This window comes from Anabaena catenula FACHB-362, assembly GCF_014698735.1.
Taxonomy (GTDB): Bacteria; Cyanobacteriota; Cyanobacteriia; order Cyanobacteriales; family Nostocaceae; genus Anabaena; species Anabaena variabilis_A.
Genome location: NZ_JACJTQ010000001.1, coordinates 212,776 through 229,334, shown reverse-complemented (window position 1 = coordinate 229,334; position 16,559 = coordinate 212,776). Strand labels below are relative to the sequence as shown.

At 42.3% G+C, this 16,559-nt stretch carries 16 protein-coding genes; 4 read left to right on the top strand and 12 right to left on the bottom strand.

The window, feature by feature from the left end; translation table 11 throughout:
* Nucleotides 1-44: 44 nt before the first annotated feature.
* The 6 genes from lpxA to purC form a co-directional block, all read right to left on the bottom strand.
* Entirely contained in the window at nucleotides 45-863 is an 819-nt protein-coding gene (gene lpxA / locus H6G68_RS01070; RefSeq protein WP_190904958.1) for an acyl-ACP--UDP-N-acetylglucosamine O-acyltransferase, read from the bottom strand.
* Between the two features lie 196 nt (nucleotides 864-1,059).
* Nucleotides 1,060-1,575 (bottom strand): 3-hydroxyacyl-ACP dehydratase FabZ, encoded by a 516-nt coding sequence (gene fabZ / locus H6G68_RS01065; protein ID WP_190904957.1) that lies wholly within the window; start codon nucleotides 1,573-1,575, stop codon nucleotides 1,060-1,062.
* A gap of 82 nt (nucleotides 1,576-1,657) precedes the next feature.
* Nucleotides 1,658-2,506 (bottom strand): UDP-3-O-acyl-N-acetylglucosamine deacetylase, encoded by an 849-nt coding sequence (gene lpxC / locus H6G68_RS01060; protein ID WP_190904956.1) that lies wholly within the window; start codon nucleotides 2,504-2,506, stop codon nucleotides 1,658-1,660.
* 118 nt (nucleotides 2,507-2,624) lie between these two features.
* Complete coding sequence (locus H6G68_RS01055; protein WP_190904955.1) at nucleotides 2,625-2,813, bottom strand: hypothetical protein; 189 nt, start codon at nucleotides 2,811-2,813, stop codon at nucleotides 2,625-2,627.
* Nucleotides 2,767-5,334, bottom strand: a complete 2,568-nt coding sequence (locus H6G68_RS01050; protein ID WP_190905094.1) for a BamA/TamA family outer membrane protein — start codon at nucleotides 5,332-5,334, stop codon at nucleotides 2,767-2,769. Before H6G68_RS01050 ends, H6G68_RS01055 begins: the two co-directional genes overlap by 47 nt.
* Nucleotides 5,335-5,420: 86 nt before the next feature.
* Nucleotides 5,421-6,161 carry a phosphoribosylaminoimidazolesuccinocarboxamide synthase gene (purC, locus tag H6G68_RS01045; RefSeq protein WP_190905093.1) on the bottom strand — a complete coding sequence of 247 codons (741 nt, stop codon included), beginning with the start codon at nucleotides 6,159-6,161 and terminating at the stop codon, nucleotides 5,421-5,423.
* Nucleotides 6,162-6,756: 595 nt separating this feature from the next.
* On the opposite strand from purC, the gene H6G68_RS01040 reads away from it, so the two are divergent.
* Nucleotides 6,757-7,032: a DUF7219 family protein gene (locus H6G68_RS01040; RefSeq protein ID WP_127056419.1), complete on the top strand. Its 276-nt coding sequence runs from the start codon at nucleotides 6,757-6,759 to the stop codon at nucleotides 7,030-7,032.
* Nucleotides 7,033-7,115: 83 nt separating this feature from the next.
* On the opposite strand, the gene H6G68_RS01035 is transcribed toward H6G68_RS01040, so the two are convergent.
* The 4 genes from H6G68_RS01035 to H6G68_RS01020 all read right to left on the bottom strand — a co-directional run bounded on the left by H6G68_RS01035 (nucleotide 7,116) and on the right by H6G68_RS01020 (nucleotide 12,861).
* Nucleotides 7,116-9,692 (bottom strand): GAF domain-containing protein, encoded by a 2,577-nt coding sequence (locus H6G68_RS01035; protein ID WP_190904954.1) that lies wholly within the window; start codon nucleotides 9,690-9,692, stop codon nucleotides 7,116-7,118.
* A gap of 68 nt (nucleotides 9,693-9,760) precedes the next feature.
* Entirely contained in the window at nucleotides 9,761-10,882 is a 1,122-nt protein-coding gene (locus tag H6G68_RS01030) for a glycosyltransferase family 4 protein (RefSeq protein ID WP_190904953.1), read from the bottom strand.
* Nucleotides 10,883-11,045: 163 nt separating this feature from the next.
* On the bottom strand, nucleotides 11,046-12,197 hold the full coding sequence (locus H6G68_RS01025; protein ID WP_190904952.1) for an NAD-dependent epimerase/dehydratase family protein: 1,152 nt from the start codon (nucleotides 12,195-12,197) through the stop codon (nucleotides 11,046-11,048).
* A 142-nt stretch (nucleotides 12,198-12,339) separates the two neighbouring features.
* On the bottom strand, nucleotides 12,340-12,861 hold the full coding sequence (locus tag H6G68_RS01020; RefSeq protein WP_190904951.1) for a hypothetical protein: 522 nt from the start codon (nucleotides 12,859-12,861) through the stop codon (nucleotides 12,340-12,342).
* Between the two features lie 276 nt (nucleotides 12,862-13,137).
* Here H6G68_RS01020 and H6G68_RS01015 point away from each other — a divergent pair, with 276 nt between their 5' ends.
* The 3 genes from H6G68_RS01015 to H6G68_RS01005 all read left to right on the top strand — a co-directional run bounded on the left by H6G68_RS01015 (nucleotide 13,138) and on the right by H6G68_RS01005 (nucleotide 15,583).
* The gene (locus H6G68_RS01015) at nucleotides 13,138-13,485 is read left to right on the top strand and encodes a slr0373 family blue light stress response protein (protein WP_190904950.1); all 348 of its coding nucleotides are present in this window, start codon (nucleotides 13,138-13,140) and stop codon (nucleotides 13,483-13,485) included.
* A gap of 89 nt (nucleotides 13,486-13,574) precedes the next feature.
* Nucleotides 13,575-15,086 carry a stress-responsive protein Ycf46 gene (gene ycf46, locus H6G68_RS01010; RefSeq protein ID WP_190904949.1) on the top strand — a complete coding sequence of 504 codons (1,512 nt, stop codon included), beginning with the start codon at nucleotides 13,575-13,577 and terminating at the stop codon, nucleotides 15,084-15,086.
* 146 nt (nucleotides 15,087-15,232) lie between these two features.
* The gene (locus H6G68_RS01005) at nucleotides 15,233-15,583 is read left to right on the top strand and encodes a DUF1257 domain-containing protein (protein WP_048868763.1); all 351 of its coding nucleotides are present in this window, start codon (nucleotides 15,233-15,235) and stop codon (nucleotides 15,581-15,583) included.
* 131 nt (nucleotides 15,584-15,714) lie between these two features.
* Here the strand turns inward: H6G68_RS01005 and H6G68_RS01000 are convergent, their stop codons facing one another.
* The gene (locus tag H6G68_RS01000; protein ID WP_190904948.1) at nucleotides 15,715-16,122 is read right to left on the bottom strand and encodes a type II toxin-antitoxin system VapC family toxin; all 408 of its coding nucleotides are present in this window, start codon (nucleotides 16,120-16,122) and stop codon (nucleotides 15,715-15,717) included.
* Entirely contained in the window at nucleotides 16,113-16,313 is a 201-nt protein-coding gene (locus tag H6G68_RS00995; RefSeq protein WP_190904947.1) for a hypothetical protein, read from the bottom strand. The genes H6G68_RS01000 and H6G68_RS00995 overlap by 10 nt, the downstream gene beginning before the upstream one ends.
* Nucleotides 16,314-16,559: the final 246 nt, after the last annotated feature.

Genomic DNA, 16,559 nt, shown 5'->3' with positions numbered 1-16,559 from the left:
TATGTCGAATAATCCCTAATCCAACTAATGATGAATGAACTAAATCACGAATCATCACTAGTACTTTTTCTGCCTTTTCCCGGAATCAAGCCACGTCTTCCTGGCATTTTAGAAAGTAGCAAGAAACGGCGTAAATGTTCTAATTGCTCTATATCTCCTAACTGCTCCAACTCTGCCAAAGCATCTTTAAAAAGTAAATTAGAACGGTAGAGAATACGGAAAGCCTTTTTAAGGATTTGGAAGTCTTGGACGGGCATTCCTGAGCGTTTTAGACCCACCAAATTGAGCGATCGCACTCTCGAAGGATTACCCTCCACCAACATATAAGGAGGTACATCTCGGTCAATGCGTGCCATACCGCCCACCATAGCCATACCACCGATATGCACAAATTGATGCACACCCAAAACCCCACTTAATCTAGCTCTTGATTCAATGTGGACATGACCCGCTAAAGCCACAGAGTTAGCAATTACCACCGAGTCCTCAATCACGCAGTTATGACCCACATGAACATAAGCCATGAGTAGATTACCATTGCCAATCACCGTCGCTTCACCTCGACCGGTAGCGCGGTTAATAGTCACGTACTCACGAATAGAATTATTGTCCCCAATTTTTACCCAAGTTGGTTCTCCCACATACTTGAGATCCTGGGGTTCCATACCGATAGCTGCACCCGGAAAAATATGATTTCGCGTCCCAATTTCACACGGTCCCTCTAGCACTGCATGAGCGCCAATCACAGTTTCCGCGCCGACTGTGACATTCGCTCCAATCACAGCATAAGCGCCGACTTGCACTGTAGAGTGGAGTTCCGAGTTAGGATGTATTACCGCAGTTGGATGAATAAGCGTTTTCAAAGGTGACTCTCCAGAACTGAGTGCTGTGTATTAAATATTTACTGAACAAAAAGGTTCAGCAAAACAATTTATGTGTGAGGGCGTAGTGTCTTGAAAAAAGGGTAGCGAAAATCCAAAAACCAGTAAATACTATGTGATCAATCGTCAGTTTTTTAACACTAAAAATCAATGACTAATGACCAATAAGCAATGACTTTTAGCTTACTAAAGAAAACATTAATTCCCCTTCAGCAGCTAGTTGTCCGTCAACCTCGGCTCGACCTTGCATTTTACCGAAACGACGTTGTTTTACCCACAACAGTTCCACAGTCATCACTAGCTGATCTCCTGGTACTACTTGACGACGGAAACGGACTTTATCAATCCCAGCAAACACGAACAGACCACCAGGTGAATCGGACATTTGCGTCATGACAATTCCGCCTACTTGTGCCATTGCTTCCACAATTAGTACACCAGGCATCAGTGAGCGTCCGGGAAAATGCCCTTGAAAATGGGGTTCATTAAAAGTAACATTTTTTACACCTATAGCCAATTTACCTGGAACATAGTCAATAATTTTATCTACCAGTAAAAACGGATAACGGTGAGGTAATAGTTGTTGAATCTCTTCAATTGTGAACGTTGTTTTAATCTCAGATGTGTTGCTATTTTGATTATCTCCTTCAGTTGTAGTCACGTCAGTAGAGTTAGCTTGGGTAAGAGTTGACATGGGTAATTTCTAATTCGTGATATGTAATTACTAATTCGTAGTGAAATCAGTAACTGTGAATAATCTTGAGTAGGTTTGAATTCTAGATTAATTCTAAAATTTTTTGTGCCAGTTGCACGTGTAAATTATGACTGGCTTTGTAAGCCAAGAAGTGAGCAATAGGGAATTTACCCAGCAAGCTCATATCTCCTACTAAATCTAAGATTTTATGACGTACTGGCTCATTTTCAAATCTTAAGGGTGGATTTAGCCAACCTTCAGCCCCACAAACTAGAGCATTATCCAAGCTACCACCTTTGATTAATCCTGACTTTTGGAGATATTCAATTTGATGCAATAACCCAAATGTACGGGCAGGAGCAATTTCTGTCACAAAAGTGTTTTCAGTATTTTCTGAATTAGTAATTAGTGACCAACTATACCATTGATTACCAATAGCAGGTAACTCAAAATCAATACCATAGCTAAACCGAGTTTCTGGTGCGGGGAGGGCGCAGGTAAAAGCATCACCTTGATAAACCCAAATTGGTTCTTTAATAGTTATCGGTGTTTGTGTATCACTGACGGGCTGTGATACCAAACCTACAGCAGCAATGCTTTGAGTCCATACCTGAGCCGAACCATCTAAAAGCGGTACTTCTGGTCCATCAATTTCAATGCGGGCATTATCTACACCCATAGCCGCCAAAGCTGCCAATAAATGCTCTACAGTGCGGACACAGACAGCACCTTCACCCAACTGAGTTGAAAGCTGAGTCTGACTAACTGCTGCAACTTGGGCGGGAATAATCGGCGAATTTGGCAAATCCACCCGGACAAAATAGCGATCGCTTCCCACCTCAGCTGGTAGTATCCGTACATGGGTACTCACCCCACTATGCAGCCCCACACCCGTTTGGGTGATTTCCCCTGCTAAAGTGTGCTGGTGCATAGGCAAAAAGCCGATATATTTCGGTTTGTACTGCTCATTTTTTATCTTTAGTAGAAACCCTGATTTAAGCCTGTATGGGGAATAGTATTAAGGCAAAGGTGAAAATTGGCAAGTTCTTTTATTCAAGATGACTGGGGTGGGGGACTGGGTGACGCGGTGACTGGGTATTGGTTTTTCTCCAATAACCAATGACCAATGACCAACGACCAATGACCAATGACCAATGACCAACGACCAATGACCAACGACCAATGACCAATTTAAAACCTTTCCCCAATCCCAAAATTGATGCGGCTATCGCCATCATCGCTCATACCGTAGTCTATGCGAATTGGCCCCAATGGTGACTGTACACGCACACCTAGACCATAACCGTAGCCACTACCATTTTTATTTAACACTTCAGCTGCTCTGGTACTAGTTCCCAGGTCACTACCATAATCCAAAAATAGAGCGCCACTAACTACAGAGAAAACGGGGAAGCGATACTCGACAGATGCTTGCACGTAACTGCGTCCAGAAGCTAATCTACCTTCATCGTAACCCCGGACAGAATTGCTACCACCAAGAGTAAAGGCTTCGTAGGGAGGTAAGTCACCCAGGACTGTGCCTCCTTGGATGTTAAATGCTAGGGTTTGTGTGCCTTTCCCAAAGCTGAGGAATTTCACGGGTAAATATTGACTGTAATTACCCCTGACTCTGGTGAGAAAAATGTTGCCTTGTCCTATAGGTACAGATTGGTCAACTCCGAAGCGGAGGTAAGAACCGCTGCTGGGTTGTAAAGGATTATTACGGCGATCGCGTTGTGCGCCTAGTTGCAATAATAATAAATCGTCTTCCCCTGTTGCCGATTGAGTCAGGGGAACTAATGGGCTGATGATATTACCATTATCATCAAATATTGCCCCTTGTTTTCTGAGATTACCGTCAGCATCACGGCCAGAAACCCGTTGATACTGCAAGCCAGCTGAAGCAACCCACTCTGACTTTTCGTAGGGATTGGTGGAAAGAGGACGGGTAAAGGAGATACCACCACCTAAACGGGTAATCCGGGGGCGATCTTGGTTATCTTGATTAGTGATATCGTTTGGGTCAAAGGTTTCAATATTTTCATCTTTGCCATCAAAAATCAACGAAATTGAGCGACGGCGGAAAATATTGGCTGTATAAGAAGTCCGGTAAGGATCACCCGCAATCCAAGGGTCTGTAAAGCGGAGGTCAAACAGCAGTTCTCTCTCTCCTAGCTGGATCTCAGTGCCTAATTTTTGGTTTCTACCGCCTAAATTTTGCTGCTGATAGCTAATAGTCCCAAATAAACCACTCGCGGAACTAATCCCCGCACCAGCCGCAATTGAGCCGCTACTGCGTTCAGCCACATTTAATACTACATCCACCTTACTAGGGTCAGTCCCAGGGTCAAGGGAGACATTCACATCCTCAAACAGTCCTAGTCCAAATACTCGTTGTATGTCTTTTTGAACTATGTTGCGGTTGAATATTTGTCCTGGCTTTAATTGCAATTCCCTTGTAATGATATATTCCTTAGTCCGTCCCCGAATTGGTTGTCCTTTATCGTCTGTTTCCTGACCATCTTTACTGCGGAAACGGACTTTGATATTCTCTACTACCCCTTCTGCTACTTGTAGGGTAACAACTCCATCTTCTGAGACTTTAGGCGCTCCAATCACGTTAGCTAGTACAAAACCTTTATCTTGATACTGCTTGGTTAACTTTTTAACACCTTCTTGTAAGTCCCGCAAATTCAAGATTTTGCCATACTGATCGCGGAAGATTTCATCTACAGTGTTAGCAGTAATTACAGAAGCAACACCAGTACCCGGATTAGCTTCGACTTGTACCTTCGTCACGACTGGGTTAGGAGCAACAATAAAACTCACCCGCACCCCCAAAGGCGTATCTTCTGGAACAGCTTGCACATTAGAGAAAAAGCCTGTACCAAAGATCGCATTAATATCTTCTTGCAATTGGGTACGAGTAGTTGTCTGTCCTGGTTGAGTACGAATGACTTTGTAAACTTCGTTTTCCAGTTCTGGTGAGATTGTTCCCGTTTGAGATGTAATCGCTACTTCTGAAACCAGCACACGAGGTTCTGCTGTTTCTGTGGATTCTGGAGTAGCAGGAAACACAGGTTCTGCTGTGGGTGGATTGACATTTTCCTGACTGGGAGTAGTGCTGGGATTTGGCGCAGGTTGGGGGACTTGAGCCGTTTTTGGTGCTGTCGTGGTAGATATAGTTAATTCTGGTTTGTCTATTGGTGCTAAGTTGCGATTTAAAGCTAATTGGGGGACTTGAGCCGTTTTTGGCGTTGTCGGATTGGGGATAACTACTTCTTGTTTGTCTATTGGTGCTAAGTTACGATTTAAGGCTGATTGGGGGACTTGAGCCGTTTTTGGCGTTGTCGGATTGGGGATAACTACTTCTTGTTTCTCTATTGGTGCTAAGTTGCGATTTAAGGATGATTGGGGGACTTGAGCCGTTTTTGGCGTTGTCGGATTGGGGATAATTACCTCTGGTACCGCTATCGATGCCGAGTTAGCTGTTAAGGCTGTAACAGTGGTAGGAGACTGATGCGATTTCGTCTCTATAACTACTGCTGTTGATTGGGGTTGAGATACTTGGTTTTCATCACTCTGAGCAGATTCCTGTTCTAGCTGCTGGGTTGTTCCTAGGCTAGAAACTTCTGTTGTCTGATTGACATCATTAGCAGTTTGTGCATTTGCTCTTAGGGAACTATCCAAAGGAGCAGCAATGGCGATAGCTACGCTCGCCAAGGGCATCGCTGCCAGCAATACAGGAGATAAACGCATTTTACTCATATTCCTCTTCACTACCACACATACCGCTTCTCTTTTCTCTAACGCATTCCGCAAACGCGGAATTCAAAATTCAAAATTTAAAGATTTTTGCTGTCTACGACTTTTAAAACCCTTTGTAAAACCTCCTGGTAGGCATTCTCTACATTCCCCATGTCTCTGCGAAAGCGGTCTTTGTCCATTACCCTGCGGTTAGGATCTTCTTCTGTTATGTCCCACAAACGGCAAGTGTCGGGGCTAATTTCATCTGCCAAGAGTATTTGCTGTTGTGAGTCCAAACCAAATTCAAGTTTAAAGTCTACTAAGGTGATACCGCAGCTTTGCCAAAAACCCTGAAGAAACTCGTTGATTTGCAATGCAAGATGGGTAATGTGATCAACTTGTTCCGCAGTGGCTAATGCCAACAGGAATATGCGATCGCGTGTTAACAGTGGATCTCCCAATTTATCGTCTTTGTAATAAAACTCTACCAAAGGCTGTGGCAGAACTGTACCTAGTTGCAGTCCTGTTTGCTGGCACAGACTACCAGCAGCAATATTTCTGACAACTACTTCCAATGGTACAATTTTTACGGAGCGTACCCGCATTTGATTTGGAGCCGGACTGTCAATGTAGTGAGTCTTGATTCCATGCACTTCTAATTGTTGAAACAACTTACTGGAAATAGTGCAATTTATACTTCCTTTACCCTGAATACTGCCACGCTTTTGGGCATTAAATGCAGTAGCATCATCTTTAAAATCTGCCAACAAAACTTCAGGTTCATCTGTGGTGTAGATGATTTTCGCTTTGCCTTCGTATAGCTTGGAATTAATAGACATTGTGGTAGATACATTTCTAGGCATGGTTTCAAGCTTCACCATTTTATCTTTAGTTATTAGCGATTGGACATGAGTGATAATTTGTCTGTTAATGATTAGTAGCAAATGGACAAAAATTGCCTAAATCATCTAAAATAAAACCTTTTTGGACAGCAAATATGATTTTGTCTGGAAATTACGGTTTTTTAAGTTGATTTTTTGGAATTTTTAGGAAAAAAAATTTGGCAATCATGTAAAAAAAGTATATATTATGGCTTGATTAGCTAGTGTTTAGGATGTAATATGAAACCTTTAAGCAAATTGAAGCCGTAGTAGATTAACCTCCTCTGGGAAATAGCAATTTTTTATAAGGAAAGATGTATATTGGGCGCTCCCTAGTTCATAGCTTTGGATAGTTGGGCATAAACTTTTTACAGCTTGCTGCTTAGTAACTGATAACTTTATGATGTTGTCAACGCTGGAATTAACCAATTGCTCCATAACTTCCCGATCAGCACCGTCTAAGGATTTGCTTTCTCTGGATCTGACAAAATAGAGATAATAATTGCTAGTGATTCTGCTGCAAACTTTGAAAATCAGGGGCAGATTTGAATACATGGAGAAAAAAATGGTGAATAAAGATGATTTTCTCTATCCTCGTGGTCGCTACTACGGTCATGTAAAGCCAGAAAACTTGGTTTTTAATGCGAATCTACAGGAGTTTGCCCAGCGAGTTAGCTACATCTGCAACTTAGAAACAGGTGGAAAAATGCCCCCAGATGAAGCTTATGAGCAAATCAAGGCTATGTGGAAGGAATTAAAACGCTCGAAAAAACAACTCAAAATAGGTGAACAACCCGAACAAAATAACGGCTCTGAGGCGGAACAATAAAGTAGGGACTCTTAACTGGGGAGGTGAATGACGACCAATGACCAATGACCAATGACCAATGACCAATGACCAATGACCAATAACTATTTAGTTATCATCGTCCAGACACCATCCCAAGAATCTGGAGGTTGTATTTGCTGATAATTATAGGCTCGTTCTAGGTGGGTATTCAGGGCTTGGTCTAGGGGTCGGATGCGTTTAGCGGCTTCAAAACTGGCGATCGCTTGAGAAAAGTCTCGCGAGGAATAAGCAGTGCGTCCAGCATGATAATGGAACAAAAACTCTTCGGTGTTAGCATCAAGGGGAATAGAGCGATCGCCAATTAATTCGTAAATATATACCGCCTGATGTTTACCTTTGACGCGAATTTTATCTAGCTGGCGCACCCAAATGCGATCGCGGCACAAATTATAAGTAAATTCGCTCAAAATAATGTCACAACCATATTCTTTCGTTACACCTTCCAAGCGGGAACTCAAATTTACCCCATCGCCAATCACCGTATAGTCCATCCGTTTGCGAGAACCGATATTCCCGGAAACTACTTCCCCAGAACTAATCCCAATCCCAATATGGATTTGAGGCTGCGCCTGCATAATCCGCCTGTGGTTAAATTCTTCCAATCGGTGGCGCATATCCAATGCTGACTGTATTGCTCGCCATGCATGATTTTCAGTCAGTGGTAGCGGCGCTCCAAATACCGCCATTAAAGCATCACCAATAAACTTATCTAAAGTTCCTTCATATTGAAAAACTGACTCCACCATTGTTTCAAAATATTGATTGAGCAGCGATACCACCTCAGCTGCGCCCAAGTTTTCCGTCAGCGTTGTGTAACCTCGGATATCAGAGAACAAAATGGTGACTTCTTTGCGCTCACCTACCATTAAGGTATCCTCTCCCAGCGCCATAATTTGCTCGGCTACGCGGGGGGTCAGATAGCGGTACATGGTGCTTTTCATGCGTTTTTCCCGACTGATGTCTTCCAATACCACTAAACCACCTCTGACTCCACCTTCGGGATTAGTCAAGGGATTGACGGTGAGATTGATGCTGCGTTCTAATTCTTTCACCACACTAGAACTGAGTAACTCAGACTGGGGAGTCAGGAGTTGATTCCAAGGAATAAAAATATCTGGGTTATGGCGATCGCGCACCGCCAAAATTATCTTCTGAGTTTTCTGTTTTGACTTTTGAGTTTCACCATTTTCTAATTGATACAATCCCACTTGCAAACTTTGCTCTGGGACATAATGTCTAGACCCATGTTGTAAACTATCTTCCAGCCGCATTTGCAGATTTTCAATTGGCATCACCTCCCAAACTTTACGACCAAGCAAATTTTCCTTCCACAGCAGTTTATTAGTAATTCTGTTAGCTTCCTTCAAAGGACAACCAATTAACTCCAGTGCTGCATCATTAATAGTGACAATTTGACCTTGCATATCTGTAGAAATTACAGCATCTGACAAACTCTGGAGAATATCTTTTTGATATTGTCTTTCTAACAATACGTTTTCAAATAGACGGGCATTTTCCAAAGCAATTCCCGCCTGAATATTAAAAGCCCGCATGAATTCTTCATCAGAAGTAGAAAAACTACCTTGTTGCTTATTAATTAACTGTGTCACCCCAATCAATTCATTAGCAGAATTAAAAACTGGTAAACACAAGATATTGCGAGTTACATACCCAGTCTTTTGATCTGTAGTTGGGTCAAAGCGATGATCTTGGTAAGCTTCGGGGATATTCAGTGCTTGACCAGTAGAAGCCACATAGCCAGCAATACCGCGATTAGAAGGGATACGGACTTCAATCAAGTTTTTACCATCAGCTGCTGCCACCTTCGTCCATAGTTCCCCCATTTCCTTACGATACAAAAACAGCGCACTGCGGTCTGCTTGCATTAAAATCCGGGCTTGTTCCATGACTATTTGCAAAGTCACCTCTAAATCCAAACTTTGCCCTAATGTCTGAGTCGCACGCAATAAAGCTGTTGCCCCGCGCTGATTCCGAGCCGCTACATAAAAAGACTGACAACTTTCTAAGATAATGCCAATAGAAGAGGCAAAGTCTCGAAATGACTCTTCATCATCCTGATCAAAAGGAACATTCCCAGCTTTATTTGCTAGTTGTACTACAGCTACAGTTTGCTTTTTACTACTCACAACTGGCATACATAAAAGATTGCGGATTTTATAGCCCATTTGTCTTTCTAATTCTGGGCTAAAAAGAGGGTGAGTAGAGGTTTCAGATATGTTAAGATATTGACCTGTAGTAGCAACATGACCAGGAATACCCACATTTAAGGGAGTGCGTATTTCTAGGAATTTTTGGCTATTATCCTGGGGAACTTTTGACCATAGTTGAGCCTTATCATAGTCAACTAAAAAAATGGCTGTATGTTCTGCTTGGAGAATTTGACCAATTTTGAGTGTAATGGCTTCTAGAACTTTTTCCAACATACTTTCTAGAGCTTCATTATTGATTAGATCAATAGCTCTGAGAAATTGCTGAAACTCAGCTGTAATGAAATCAAGTAAGCAAACAAATTCGTTAACAGAGAGATCTTTGACTCGACTGAGTAGGGTGTGGGTGCGATTAACTTGAGTAAGTTCAGTTAATGTTGCCAAGACGCTACCGGCGTTAGGGAGTGTCATAAATAATTAAAAATAGTCATTAGTCATTAGTCATTAGTCGATTAATTTTCCTCTGGCTTCCCTATTCCCTATTCCCTATTCCCTATCACCTTTTGATAATAATCTTGTAGTTGACGGGTAGCAGCTGCCCATCCCCAATTTTCTGCTTCTTTGCGGGCATTTTTACGGATTAGGGTGACTTCTTGTTGCTCTTGTAATAAACGCACTGTAGCATTAATAGCCTCTTGAATATCTGCTGTCGGTTCAAAAAGATACCCATTTACCCCATCTGTAACAATATCAGGAATTCCACCAGAACGGGCTGCTACGACTGGACACCCAGCTGCCATTGCTTCTAGTAGGACTAATCCCAGTGTTTCTGTCCGAGAAGGAAAAATAAAGGCATCAGCACTAGCAAAAGCAGAACCTAACTCTTTTCCCATCAGATAACCAACAAAATAAGTATTTGTGCCGGCAAAATGTTTTTCTAGTGCTTGACGGTGGGGACCATCTCCTACCAAGGCCAACCGCGCACCAGGAATGGCTTGTAAAATCGGTTTAATTCGCTCAATTTCTTTTTCAGCGGAAAGACGACCTACATACAAAAGTAAGGGGCTTTCTGGATGATTCTGGGATAGACGCGATCGCATTTCCTGACTTGCTAAATCAGGATGAAATAATTCTGTATCAACCCCTCTCTGCCATAAATCTACTCGTTCAATCCCATGTCCTGATAGTTCCTCCACCATCGCTGTGGATGTACACAAATTTAACTCCGCTTGATTATGAGCGCCTTTCAATAATTCCCATAGTAATCCTTCTAACATTCCTAAACCGTAATGTTGCAGATATTGCGGCAAGTGGGTATGGTAAGAAGCCACCAAAGGAATTTTCAGGACTTTACTGTAAAAAATCCCCGATAATCCCAAAACTGCGGGATTGACAACATGAATAATATCCGGTTGAAACTGTTCCAACGCATAACCAATAGCTGGACGAGGTAGTGCTATTTTTAGCTCTGGATACAGAGGCAGAGGAAAGCCAGTAACGCCGTAAACTTTCGCTCCTTTATGTTCAGTGATCCCACCTTCTGGGGCAATCACTAACACTTGATTTCCATGACGTTGTAAATAGTCAACGGTGTGACGCAGACGCGTCACAATTCCATCAACTTTGGGTAAGAAAGTTTCGGTAAATAGGGCAATTCTCATAAATAACTGGAAATCAGGAGTCAGGAGTCAGGAGTCAGGAGTCAGGAGTCAGGAGTCAGGAGGCAGGAGGCAGGAGGTAGGAGGCAGGAGGTAGGAAAATAAAGAATTTATTGTTCCTCCCCTACCCCCCCTGCTCCCTTTCCTCTTCGCTGTCACCTAATAATTATCTATGCCAAGAGACTTTAGGCAAAATTTGGTTATTATCAACTCGTTCCTGATACTTGACAGCAAAGTTTAATAGAGAATCAAGTAGAGAATCTGAGAGATAGTGAGGTTCTAAGCCTAAATCTAGCAGTTTGGTGTTTTTGGCATTGAAGTAGTGTTCTTCTTTTTCGATTCTGGGGTTGTCAATGTGATTGATGTCTATATTCAATCCCATAGCGTTGCCAGCTTTTTTCACCATCATTGCCAAGTCACCAACGCTGAATAATTCAGTAAATTGGTTAAATACGCGGAATTCTCCAGGTTGTGCTGGGTTAGCGATCGCTAATTCAATACATCGCACTGTATCCCGAATATCTAAAAATCCGCGAGTTTGTCCACCTTTCCCGTAGACAGTCAGAGGATGTCCAATTGCAGCTTGGATACAGAAACGGTTAAGTGCAGTCCCAAAGACACCATCGTAATCAAGGCGGTTAATTAACAGTTCGTCCAGCCCCGTTTCTTCGGTGAGAACGCCGTAAACTATACCTTGATTTAAGTCTGTTGCCCGCAATCCCCAAATCCGACAAGCAAAGTGAATATTATGGCTATCATGGACTTTGCTTAAGTGATACATGGAACCGGGCTGCTTAGGATAGGGCAGAGTATCTTTGCGTCCGTTGTGTTCAATCGTGATGTAACCTTCTTCAATGTCGATATTGGGTGTCCCATATTCACCCATTGTCCCCAACTTCACCAAATGACAATCTGGGAAATCTTCCCGCATGGCATACAGCAAGTTCAATGTACCAACTACATTATTTACCTGAGTCAGAACTGCATGATCGCGGTCAATCATGGAAAATGGCGCTGAACGTTGTTCACCAAAATGCACTATGGCATTTGGCTGAAATTGGTGTAAGGATTTGTGCAGAAATTCGTAGTTAGTAATATCACCGATGAACAGGTCGATAGATTTACTAGTTAAATCTTGCCAGCGCTGGAGGCGTTGCTGAATGGGTGCGATTGGGGTAAGTGTGTTAACACCCAGTTCGTTATCCCAATGCCGCCTCACTAAACTGTCTAAAATTCCAACTTCATAACCTTGATTAGAAAGGTAGAGTGCTGTTGCCCAACCGCAATACCCATCGCCACCAATAACCAGGACTTTCATTTTTACCAGTTTTTACTCGCTGATAGCTAAATCTATCAGGTTTGTGTCCCCTCTCGCTCATTAATTCTGGGGATTGGAAGGGGAAAAGTTGTCTCAATTATGAATTACAAATTACGTATCCCTAGCGGAACCGTAGGCACTATTACGAATTACGAATTTTATATTGCTGGGCAATGTAGTAAAACAACTGATAGCGATATCGAAATTCTTTGCTGTTGCTTTTCCCTTGCCAATAATATTTCACTTGACCTTGAGTGATGGTCAATTGCATAGAACTTACCTCTTCTCCCACTTCTACCACCAGCACTCCAGAGACTCCTTGAGCAGTTTGAAAATTTTCATCTATCGTTTTTATGGTCTTTGGGTCTTGGGTAATTGACTCTGGTAATTGATTTCCTGCCCAAGCGCGAATTTGGGCATCTTGGTTTTGTGGTGATACGAAGGTAACTCCATCGTTATTGTCTGGGGGTGCTAAAGAAGTCCAATTGCTGGGATAGGGAAACTCAAAACCATAACGGGAATTGTGGTAAGTCTCCCATGCCAGTTTGGAAGTTGGGAAGCTAGTAGCACTACAACTTGAGAAAATCATTGCTGTGCCAACACCAGAGACTAGTGCCACAATTGCTCGCTTCAAATTACAGGTTTTGACGGCAGCAGTACACATAATTACACCCTTCACCCAATTTCCGGTCAGTGCAATCAAAGAAGAGGCAGAGAGCAAAATTCATCTCCCCCGCACCCTTGCTCCTTTTTGCCCCGTTTTCTCTACCAGATTCATTGTGACATAAATCACTCAGTTTAATGATGTGGTGGCTAATTGCTAACTAATATTATTAAGAGATGTAACAAAATAGCCATTAAAACGTTTTTCTATCTTGACAAGGAATCAGGAAGCCGATAACGTTAGTTACATACCCGGGTAAGACCGTTAATGAGTTATATGCAAACTAAGCAAAAGGTTACTTTGTATCTATCGCCTGAACTGCACAGAAGATTGAAAATTCGATCAGCAGTTGATTCGGAGCCGATGTCAGAACTTGCAGAACGCGCCCTCAATTTCTACCTGACAAATTCAGAATTAGTCGAAGAAGTAGAAGCGTCTTCCTATGGACGAACACATAGAGTTTATTCTTGTCCTACTTGCGAAAGTTCAATAGTCTTACGTAATGGGGAATTAGTAGCTTTAGGCAATCAACCGGGAATAATTGGTCAAGAACATCTGTCCATGGATGAAATGGAACAAGATGAAACCCATCCGAAGGGTGAGGAAGAATTGGTTCCTTGCTAGGTAGGAATGAAGAAGAAGAAGTTTTTCGGTTGTCTTGATCAAAAGCGATGACTGTACTGTCTTTAGAAGGTCTCAAGTAGGTCGATTGTATGAAAGAAGAGCTCAATATTTTAATTCAAGCTCAATACCCTTTAATCTACCTTGTGACCTCCGAGGAAGAGCGGGCAGAGCAAGCAATTTCCACAATAGCTCAATTGTTAAAGCCCCAACGCCGGGTGTATGTTTGGACTGTAACTCACGGTATCATTGAGTATGGTCAACCCCGGAATACAACTCAACATAATACAGTTTCTCCAGAAGCGGCGATTGAGTGGATTATTCGCCAAAAAGAACCCGGTATATTTATTCTTAAAGATTTACATCCATTTATTGATGCGCCAGCAACAACGAGATCGCTACGGGATGCGATCGCTAGTTTCAAGGGAATGCAAAAGAACATTATTTTAATGTCTCCCATGCAACAAGTTCCCATCGAACTGGAAAAAGAAGTTGTTGTTTTAGACTTCCAACTGCCAGATATGGTTGAGTTGAGCAAAGTTTTAACTAACCACCAAGAGCAGTATCGTGGCCGACGGCTAACAACCGAGGCACGAGAAAAGCTTCTCAGAGCAGCTTTAGGTCTAACTAAAGATGAATCTGAAAAAGTATACCGTAAGGCGCAGGTAACTACCGGACGACTAACGGAAGATGAAGTAGATATAGTTTTATCTGAGAAGAAGCAACTGATTCGGCGCAATGGCATCCTAGAGTACATCGAAGAAGATGAAACCATTGATGCTATTGGTGGCTTGGAAGAATTGAAAAAGTGGCTCAAACAACGCTCTAACGCCTTTACAGAAAGAGCGAGAGAGTATGGTTTACCTCAACCTAAGGGGATGTTGATTCTCGGTGTTCCCGGTTGTGGTAAGTCACTAATTGCCAAAACGACCTCCCGTTTATGGGGTTTACCAATCTTGCGATTAGACATGGGGCGGGTATACGACGGCTCAATGGTGGGTCGAAGTGAAGCAAATCTGCGGAACGCCCTAAAAACAGCAGAATCAATTTCCCCTACGATTCTGTTTATCGACGAGTTGGATAAATCTTTCGCGGGTAGTGCCGGTTCTGGTGATTCCGATGGGGGGACATCGAGTAGAATTTTCGGTTCTTTCCTCACCTGGATGCAAGAAAAGAAATCTCCAGTGTTTGTAATGGCGACTGCTAACCGCGTGGAACGCCTACCTGGGGAGTTTTTGAGGAAAGGTCGCTTTGATGAAATTTTCTTTGTGGATCTGCCCACACCTGAAGAACGTCAGGATATCTTCGGTATTCACCTGACCAAACGGCGGGAAGATATTGCTAGATTTGATCTGGAACAACTAGCCAAAATGTCTGACGGCTTCTCTGGGGCAGAAATTGAACAAGCGATAGTGGCGGCGATGTATGAAGCTTTCGCCCAAGATCGGGAGTTCACCCAATTAGATATTATTGCTGCATTGAAGTCTACTTTGCCACTGTCACGAACGATGCAAGAACAGGTCACAGCTTTAAGAGACTGGGCCAGACAGCGTGCAAGACCAGCAGCATCCTCCGTCGCTGAATATCAGCGCATGGAGTTTTAAAAGCTTTCTCCTGCAATGTCAGGGGGGAAAGGTTAGCTACGAAGCTAACAGTTTAGAAGAAAAAAGCCGCTCCCAATCAATGCGGCTTGGCTGAAAAGAAACCGTTGTCGTTTTTCTCATCAATCTTCTCATTGGAGGAAACCCAAATGTCTCACTTTAGCACTCTGCGTACCAAGATCACCGATGCCGAAATCCTTAAGTCTTCTTTGCGCGACTTAGGTATCAGCGTAAAGACTGAAGCTGATGTTCGTGGTTATAACGGTCAGCGTGTACGTTCGGACATCGTTGCTGTATTGGAAGGCGAGTACGATTTAGGTTGGTCTCGCAACAGTGATGGTTCTTTTGACCTCATCGCTGACTTGTGGGGCGTTGCTAAGAAGCACAACCAAACCGAGTTGATCAACTCTATTAACCAAAAATACGCCGTTAACAAGACTTTGGCTGAAGTAAAACAGCGCGGTCTGCAAAACGCCAATGTCAAGTTGGTATTGCAATAATAATTTCTCTGCGCGTTCCCAAAGCTGAACGGGTTAACCATGTAATAGCGGTTAGCCCGCTTTTTTTTGTCTGATAGCGTAGCGTGGCATAAGCCATATCAGGATTTCCAGGATTTAAGGATTTCCCGGATTTAAGGATGTACAGGATTAGGAATTACTTCAATCAATCCTGTATGAAATGCTTGATCATAGGTGATAACTGGCATTTTTTCAATTTCGGCTTGAGCCATAATCATACGATCAAAAGGATCTCGATGATCTATAGGTAAAGTACCTGCTCTAATAGCATGATTTGAATTAATATTTAGTTCAATAAATTGTGATTGAGTTAAGAGTTGTGGATAAATTGGTAATATGTCTTTTGCTTCAGGTAGTTTACCAATACGGTATTTAGTGGCTATTTCCCAAGGGGATACGCTACTGACAAAAATATGATGATTGGGATTTTTAATTATTTCTCGGCATGATCTATCAAGTTTAGGATCATCAAAAAACCACCATAATAAAATATGGGTATCAATCAGATAATTTATTCCCATTGTTGCAATTCTTCTTCAGGTAGAGGATCAAAAAAGGTGTTGCTGAGTTTTCCTGTTAGTATTCCTGGTGTTCTGGGTTGAGGTTTTGTTTGATTTAATCCTACGCGGAAATAGTGAATTAAGTCATAAATTTCTGCTAGTTTTTCTTCTGGAATTTGTTCTAATTCTTGGATAATTTTATGGATGATCATAATTTAATTATTAGGGTGCTTTGTGCTTTTTAGTATAGCAGGATTTTTATTGTTAAGTTTGTTGTGATGCTGTGAATGAGATGGTTGTCAGAATCAGGATGTCCAGGATTTAAGGATTTTCAGGATTTAGAAAAGTTATGATTTGAGCAGGTCTTAAAACTATGTTATCAAAATCATCCTAGTTGATGTAAATATACTTAATAAATAGTGGTTGAGATGAATTAGGTTTAGTATAATTTTTACTCA

What these genes read in the sequence shown, in the direction of transcription:
- fabZ (WP_190904957.1), bottom strand. Translation starts at nt 1,575, where the DNA reads ATGTCAACTCTTACCCAAGCTAACTCTACTGACGTGACTACAACTGAA.
- lpxC (WP_190904956.1), bottom strand. Translation starts at nt 2,506, where the DNA reads ATGCACCAGCACACTTTAGCAGGGGAAATCACCCAAACGGGTGTGGGG.
- H6G68_RS01055 (WP_190904955.1), bottom strand. Translation starts at nt 2,813, where the DNA reads ATGATGGCGATAGCCGCATCAATTTTGGGATTGGGGAAAGGTTTTAAA.
- H6G68_RS01050 (WP_190905094.1), bottom strand. Translation starts at nt 5,334, where the DNA reads ATGCGTTTATCTCCTGTATTGCTGGCAGCGATGCCCTTGGCGAGCGTA.
- purC (WP_190905093.1), bottom strand. Translation starts at nt 6,161, where the DNA reads ATGTCTATTAATTCCAAGCTATACGAAGGCAAAGCGAAAATCATCTAC.
- H6G68_RS01040 (WP_127056419.1), top strand. Translation starts at nt 6,757, where the DNA reads ATGGAGAAAAAAATGGTGAATAAAGATGATTTTCTCTATCCTCGTGGT.
- H6G68_RS01035 (WP_190904954.1), bottom strand. Translation starts at nt 9,692, where the DNA reads ATGACACTCCCTAACGCCGGTAGCGTCTTGGCAACATTAACTGAACTT.
- H6G68_RS01030 (WP_190904953.1), bottom strand. Translation starts at nt 10,882, where the DNA reads ATGAGAATTGCCCTATTTACCGAAACTTTCTTACCCAAAGTTGATGGA.
- H6G68_RS01025 (WP_190904952.1), bottom strand. Translation starts at nt 12,197, where the DNA reads ATGAAAGTCCTGGTTATTGGTGGCGATGGGTATTGCGGTTGGGCAACA.
- H6G68_RS01020 (WP_190904951.1), bottom strand. Translation starts at nt 12,861, where the DNA reads ATGTGTACTGCTGCCGTCAAAACCTGTAATTTGAAGCGAGCAATTGTG.
- H6G68_RS01015 (WP_190904950.1), top strand. Translation starts at nt 13,138, where the DNA reads ATGCAAACTAAGCAAAAGGTTACTTTGTATCTATCGCCTGAACTGCAC.
- ycf46 (WP_190904949.1), top strand. Translation starts at nt 13,575, where the DNA reads ATGAAAGAAGAGCTCAATATTTTAATTCAAGCTCAATACCCTTTAATC.
- H6G68_RS01005 (WP_048868763.1), top strand. Translation starts at nt 15,233, where the DNA reads ATGTCTCACTTTAGCACTCTGCGTACCAAGATCACCGATGCCGAAATC.
- H6G68_RS01000 (WP_190904948.1), bottom strand. Translation starts at nt 16,122, where the DNA reads ATGGGAATAAATTATCTGATTGATACCCATATTTTATTATGGTGGTTT.
- H6G68_RS00995 (WP_190904947.1), bottom strand. Translation starts at nt 16,313, where the DNA reads ATGATCATCCATAAAATTATCCAAGAATTAGAACAAATTCCAGAAGAA.